The 6,458-nt window shown below is 49.9% G+C and carries 6 protein-coding genes and 1 pseudogene; 6 read left to right on the forward strand and 1 reads right to left on the reverse strand.

Annotation, left to right across the window (positions count from 1 at the left end; all coding sequences use genetic code 11):
• The first annotated feature begins 6 nt into the window (after nt 1-6).
• Nucleotides 7-879 carry a mechanosensitive ion channel family protein gene (locus tag WCN91_RS10545; protein WP_342678831.1) on the forward strand — a complete coding sequence of 291 codons (873 nt, stop codon included), beginning with the start codon at nt 7-9 and terminating at the stop codon, nt 877-879.
• Here WCN91_RS10545 and WCN91_RS10550 read toward each other — a convergent pair.
• Entirely contained in the window at nt 876-1,304 is a 429-nt protein-coding gene (locus WCN91_RS10550; protein WP_342678833.1) for an Lrp/AsnC family transcriptional regulator, read from the reverse strand. The two genes, WCN91_RS10545 and WCN91_RS10550, sit on opposite strands and share 4 nt — an antisense overlap.
• A 160-nt stretch (nt 1,305-1,464) precedes the next feature.
• On the opposite strand from WCN91_RS10550, the gene WCN91_RS10555 reads away from it, so the two are divergent.
• The 5 genes and pseudogenes from WCN91_RS10555 to WCN91_RS10575 form a co-directional block, all read left to right on the forward strand.
• Nucleotides 1,465-2,673 carry an aspartate aminotransferase family protein gene (locus WCN91_RS10555; RefSeq protein ID WP_342678835.1) on the forward strand — a complete coding sequence of 403 codons (1,209 nt, stop codon included), beginning with the start codon at nt 1,465-1,467 and terminating at the stop codon, nt 2,671-2,673.
• Between the two features lie 24 nt (nt 2,674-2,697).
• The gene (gene astA, locus WCN91_RS10560; protein WP_342678837.1) at nt 2,698-3,732 is read left to right on the forward strand and encodes an arginine N-succinyltransferase; all 1,035 of its coding nucleotides are present in this window, start codon (nt 2,698-2,700) and stop codon (nt 3,730-3,732) included.
• 9 nt (nt 3,733-3,741) lie between these two features.
• On the forward strand, nt 3,742-5,202 hold the full coding sequence (astD, locus tag WCN91_RS10565) for a succinylglutamate-semialdehyde dehydrogenase (protein ID WP_342678839.1): 1,461 nt from the start codon (nt 3,742-3,744) through the stop codon (nt 5,200-5,202).
• Nucleotides 5,203-5,241: 39 nt separating this feature from the next.
• The gene (locus WCN91_RS10570; protein WP_342678841.1) at nt 5,242-6,045 is read left to right on the forward strand and encodes a DUF1338 domain-containing protein; all 804 of its coding nucleotides are present in this window, start codon (nt 5,242-5,244) and stop codon (nt 6,043-6,045) included.
• Between the two features lie 150 nt (nt 6,046-6,195).
• Nucleotides 6,196-6,458, forward strand: a pseudogene (locus WCN91_RS10575) (2-oxoadipate dioxygenase/decarboxylase family protein); the annotation flags it as partial.

Genomic DNA, 6,458 nt, shown 5'->3' on the forward strand with positions numbered 1-6,458 from the left:
ACGACTTTGTTAAATAGCCCTTTTTTCGAAAAACTTACACAAGCGCTAGAGACCGTAGTCTTTAGTTACGGTGGCTCGGACTTTACCTTGGCCAAGCTGATCCAAATTCCGCTTATTATCCTGGTGGTGTGGGTTTTGGTGCGTTATATCGGCAAGCTGCTGCATAAGAAGATCATCAATAAGCGCATAGGCCCGGATGCGGCACTGCTGTTTAAACGCATCTACCTGGTGCTGTGCATTGTTATCATCGTCTTTACCACCTTGGAAGTGCTCAATATTCCCCTGACCGCCTTCGCCTTTGTCTCAGGTGCGGTGGCCATTGGCGTGGGTTTTGGCGCCCAGAATATCATTAATAACTTTATCAGCGGCTGGATTCTGATTTGGGAGCGCCCCATACGCATCGGCGACTTTTTGGAGGTGGGTGATGCCAAGGGCGTGGTGGAAACCATTAATACCCGCTCTACCCGCATTCGCCGCAGCGACGGCGTGCACATGCTGGTGCCCAACAGCCAGCTACTTGAAAATACGGTGACCAACTGGACCCTGATAGACACCATGGCCAGAACCCATGTACGGCTCGGTGTGGCCTATGGCAGCGATGTCGTTCTAGTCGCCAAATTGCTCAATGAAATACTAAGTGAAACAGAAGCGGTGCTGCAAACCCCGGCACCCTCGGTGATTTTTGCCGACTTTGGTGACAGCGCCTTGATATTCGATGCGGTGTTCTGGGTTAACGCCGAGGCCGAGGCCAGTGTACGCAAGGTAAAAAGCGATATTCGTTTTGCTATTTGCGCTAAGTTTGCCGCCCATAATGTGGTGATCGCCTTCCCACAAAGGGATCTGCATATTGACGGTGAGCTAACTCTCAAGCGCCATTAACGCTTGAACTTGGTCTCTAAAATCACCGAGGAGGTGGTGCGCTCTACCCCATCAAGATTGCCGATATCATCAAGCAGGTGACTCAGTTTTTCCAAACTTTGCGCCTGCACCAGGGCGATAAGGTCGTATTCACCACTGATGGCATAAAGCTCGGTAATAGCATCAATATATTTGAGCTCGATATTGGTTTTAGTGGTGAGCTTTTGTTTGACCTTGATAGACACATGGGCGGACACCATGGACGACAAATAGGCATCGCCATACTCCACGCTATACCCCTTAATTACCCCATTTTCCTCAAGTTTTTGCATCCTGCTTTGCACCGTAGAGCGCGATAAATCCAAGGCGCGGGCGAGATCTGAGATGCTGGCACGGGCATTGGTTCTAAGCATGGCCAGGAGTTTTTCATCTTGTTGATTTATCATTATGGCTGCCTGTTTCGTCATTTTGATAGAGATTATACGCAAATTTATCAATATGACACTGCAAATTTAATGCTTAACTAGTCAATATAAGGACCATAATAATTGACTATAATTAGCGGCCATCTATTTTCGAGCCGCTCTCTCATTTTAAAGGTGTGTCATGCAAGTAAACCGCGAACTATTTAATGAAGTAATGGTACCTAACTACAACCCGTCTGAGGTTATCCCGGTTAAAGGCGAAGGCTCTCGCGTATGGGATCAGCAAGGTAACGAGTTTATCGACTTTGCCGGTGGTATCGCCGTTAACTGTTTAGGCCACTGTCATCCAGCTCTAGTTAGCGCCTTAAAAGAGCAAGGCGAGAAAATCTGGCACCTGGCTAATGTGATGACCAATGAGCCGGCTCTGCGCCTGGCTAAAAAGCTAACCGATGCCACCTTTGCCGAAAAAGTGTATTTCGCCAACTCAGGTGCCGAAGCGAACGAAGCGGCGCTAAAACTGGCTCGTCGCTGGGCACTGGATAAATTCGGCGCACAAAAATCTAAGATCATCGCCTTTAACAAGGGCTTCCACGGCCGTACCTTCTTCACCGTAACCGTAGGTGGCCAAGCTGCTTACTCTGACGGCTTCGGTCCTAAACCAGCCGATATCGTGCACTGTGATTACAACGACCTGGAAGCATTCAAATCACTTATCGATGACAACACCTGCGCAGTGATGATGGAACCGCTACAAGGTGAAGGCGGCATCATTGCCCCTGAAGCAGATTTCGTAAAAGGCGTGCGTGAGTTGTGCGATAAGCACAATGCCCTGCTTATTTTCGATGAAGTACAAACCGGTGTTGGCCGCTTAGGTCACCTGTACGCATACCAGGGTCTGGGGGTAACACCTGATATCCTAAGCACTGCAAAAGCCTTGGGCGGTGGTTTCCCTATCGGCGCCATGCTGACCACTACCGATATCGCAGAGCACCTAAAGCCAGGTACACACGGCTCTACCTACGGCGGTAACCCGCTGGCTTGTGCCGTTGCTGAAGCCGCATTCGATACAGTAAACACCCCAGAAGTGCTCGAAGGCGTTAAAGTACGTGAGCAATTGTTCCGCGACGGCTTGGCTGCCATCAACGACAAATACAAGGTATTCAGTGAAGTACGCGGTCAGGGCCTATTGCTAGGTGCAGTACTGAACGAAGAGTACAAGGGTCGCGCCCGTGATTTCCTTAATGCCGCTATGGACAACGGCCTAATGAGCCTAGTCGCTGGCATGGATGTGGTGCGCTTTACTCCTTCTCTTGTTATTCCAGAAGCGGATATCAAAGAAGGTCTGGCGCGCTTTGAACAAGCGGTTGCTCAGGTTGTTGCTGCTAAATAACAGTAACTGGCGACGACTAATTTTATGCTAGTTTTACGACCTATACGCGGCGATGATTTCGCCGCCTTAAAACAAATTGCCACCGAGTCAGGACACGGCTTTACCTCCCTGCCCGTGGATGATGAGCAGTTACAGGCTAAAATCGCCCGTGCCGAGGCCAGCTTCAACAAGCAGGTCAATGGCCCTGGGGATGAAGGCTATTTGTTCGTGTTAGAAGATACCTACAGCGGCCAGATAGTTGGCACCACGGGCATTGAAGCTGCGGTGGGCATGTCTGTACCCTTATACCACTATCGGCTGTCAACCTCGGTGCATCACAGCCCCAACCTAGGTGTTTACAACTCGGTTGAAATCCTGTCTATGTGTAACGATTACACTGGTTGCTCGGAAATTTGTACGCTGTTTTTGCGCGAAGAACACCGCAAAGGCTTAACTGGGCGTTTTCTATCGCGAATTCGCTTCTTATTTATGGCCGAGCACAGTGACCGCTTTAGCGACACCATAATCGCCGAGATGCGCGGGGTGAGCGACGAGCAAGGGCATTCGCCGTTTTGGCAATGGCTACAGCAGCACTTTTTCTCCATTGAGTTTCCTCAGGCGGATCACCTGGTGGGCTTAGGGGATAAAACCTTTATCAGTGAGCTGATGCCGAAGTATCCGATTTATGTCAGCCTGTTAAGCCCGCAAGCACAAGCCGTGATCGGTGAAGTGCATGAAAACACAGCCCCTGCCCTGCGCTTATTGCAGCGCGAAGGCTTTGAGCACCGCGGCTATGTTGATCTGTTCGATGCGGGCCCAACGGTAGAAGCCAAGCTAGGCAATATAGCCACGGTGCGCCAATCCAAGGTGTGTCCGGTATTGATCAAAGAAGACTTGCGACCGCAAGGGATCACCTGGGCAATATGTAATGACAAGGTCAGCGAGTTCAGGGCTATATTTAGCGATGCCGTACAGTATTGCGATATCAAACATCAACTTTATTTAAATGCGCAAACCGCACAAGCACTTGGGGTGTCCCAGGGTGATTCAGTGCGCTTTTTCGCGCTCTCTAGTCGTTAAGGAATGGCTATGCAAGTGCAATTAATTAATAACCAATGGGTTGCGGGCCAAGGCCCGGCGTTTTCATCCATCAACCCAAGTAACAATACCGAGATCTGGCAAGGCCAAGGCGCCAGTGCCGAGCAGGTAGACGCAGCGGTAAAAAGCGCCCGTGCGGCGCAATTCGACTGGGCACAAACCGAGCTTAGTGAGCGTATCGCGCTATTAGAGCGTTTTGTCGAGCAGCTTAAAGCAAACAGCGAAGAGTTAGCGACCACCATAGCCGAAGAAACCGGCAAGCCACTGTGGGAAACACGCACCGAAGTGGGTGCTATGGCAGGCAAGATTGCTATCTCAATTAAGGCTTATAACGAGCGTACCGGTACGGTTGAAAACCCCATGCCTGGCGCTCAGGCCTTTATCCGCCACAAGCCTCATGGTGTGGTTGCGGTATTCGGCCCTTATAACTTCCCGGGCCACCTGCCAAATGGCCATATTGTACCGGCTATTCTTGCGGGCAATACAGTGGTGTTTAAACCTTCTGAACTGACTCCTAAGGTTGCACAGCACACGCTTGAATTATGGCTGAAAGCCGGCCTGCCTGCGGGTGTGATTAACCTGGTTCAAGGTGAGATAGAAACGGGTAAGGCGTTGGCGTCACATCAGGATATCGACGGCCTGTTTTTCACTGGCAGCTCGCAAACCGGCCACTTGCTACATCAGCAGTTTGGCGGTCATCCGGGCAAGATTTTAGCGCTGGAAATGGGCGGCAATAACCCGCTTATTATTAAAGGCGTAAGCGACATTGACGCCACGGTGCATGATATTGTGCAGTCTGCCTTTATTACCTCTGGCCAGCGCTGTACCTGTGCTCGTCGTCTGTTTATCGAGCAAGGTGAACAAGGCGATGCCATTCTTGAGCGCTTAATTGCCGTGACTAAAAACATCCAAATTGGCGACAGCTTTGCCGAAGAGCAACCATTTATGGGCGCCATGATCAGCAAAAAAGCGGCGGCGGGCATGCGCTCTGCCTACGAGCAGCTGGTAGCCCAAGGTGCAACTTCATTGCTGGAAATGAAGCACCTTGATGAGAACACCGGCTTTGTCAGCCCAGGTATTGTTGATGTATCTAACATCACTATGGCCGATGAAGAGCACTTTGGCCCACTGTTAAAAGTGTATCGCTACAGTGATTTCGATGCGGCCATTGATGAGGCCAACAACACCTCATTCGGTCTGTCTGCGGGTCTGCTTGGCGACTCACAAACCGACTATGACTATTTCTTAAAGCGCATTCGCGCCGGTATTGTTAACTGGAACCGTCCAATCACAGGGGCCTCAAGTGCCGCTCCATTTGGTGGTATCGGCGCCAGTGGTAACCACCGTGCGAGTGCCTACTATGCAGCAGATTACTGTGCTTACCCTGTGGCTTCTGTGGAAGCACCGAAAAGCACGTTACCAGAAAAATTAGCGCCGGGCTTAATGCTTTAATTGAGAATAATTCACGCGCACATGCGTTAAGGAAAAAACATGCATAACGATGTAAATACATTATTTGAAAAGCTGTGGGACAACTACCTTGAAGTAACGCCTTCAGCGGTAAAGGTTCACGAGCTATTAGGTTCAACGCAGCAAGATGATGTGATCAACGATCATATTGCCCTGCGTACCTTCAACCTGCCTAAAGTAGGTTTAGAGAAACTAGCCGCCCATTTTTTAGCCGTGGGTTACAAAGAGTGTGGTGAGTATCACTTCGAAGCGAAAAAGCTGTACGCTAAGCACTTCGAACATGAAGATCCAACTCAACCTAAGGTGTTTATCTCTGAGCTATTAGTTGAACAGTGTTCACCAGAGCTACAAAAAGTCGTTCATGAGATGGTCGAGCAAATCGACGAAAATGCCGTGACCGCAGATAACTTCTTGTACTCGGGCACTCACTGGCAGGTAAGCCATGAAACCTACAAGGCACTGCTTGCCGAGAGCGAGTATGCAGCCTGGATGGCGGCCTGGGGCTACCGTGCTAATCACTTCACCGTGAGCATTAATCACCTGGCTCAGTTCGACACCATTGAACAGGTAAACCAGAAACTAAAAGATGCTGGCTTTGCGCTTAACACCTCAGGTGGCGAGATCAAAGGCTCTCCGGAAGTGCTACTTGAGCAATCATCGACTTTGGCCGATGACGCAAGAGTAAAATTCAGCGATGGTGAGTTCGCGGTACCAAGCTGCTTCTACGAGTTTGCTTTGCGCTACCTGCAGCCAAACGGTGAAATCTACACGGGTTTTGTTGCTGCTTCTGCGGATAAGATCTTTGAGAGCACCAACGCTCGTTAATTTATGCTGTGATATAGAGCATGACAGAAAGCCCCATTAGGGGCTTTTTTTTGGTTCATCGCGGTAAAATTACCAAGACACCCACCTTAAAAATTACCAAGACACCCATCTCAGAATATGAAGGGTTAGAGTGGGTGTCCTCGATAATTCGTTAATCACCTGGCTCAGTTCGACACCATTGAACAGGTAAACCAGAAACTAAAAGATGCTGGCTTTGCGCTTAACACCTCAGGTGGCGAGATCAAAGGCTCTCCGGAAGTGCTACTTGAGCAATCATCGACTTTGGCCGATGACGCAAGAGTAAAATTCAGCGATGGTGAGTTCGCGGTACCAAGCTGCTTCTACGAGTTTGCTTTGCGCTACCTGCAGCCAAACGGTGAAATCTACACGGGTTTTGTTGCTGCTTCTGCGGA

The sequence above is a fragment of the Pseudoalteromonas qingdaonensis genome, from assembly GCF_038739665.1.
GTDB classification, from domain to species: Bacteria; Pseudomonadota; Gammaproteobacteria; order Enterobacterales; family Alteromonadaceae; genus Pseudoalteromonas; species Pseudoalteromonas qingdaonensis.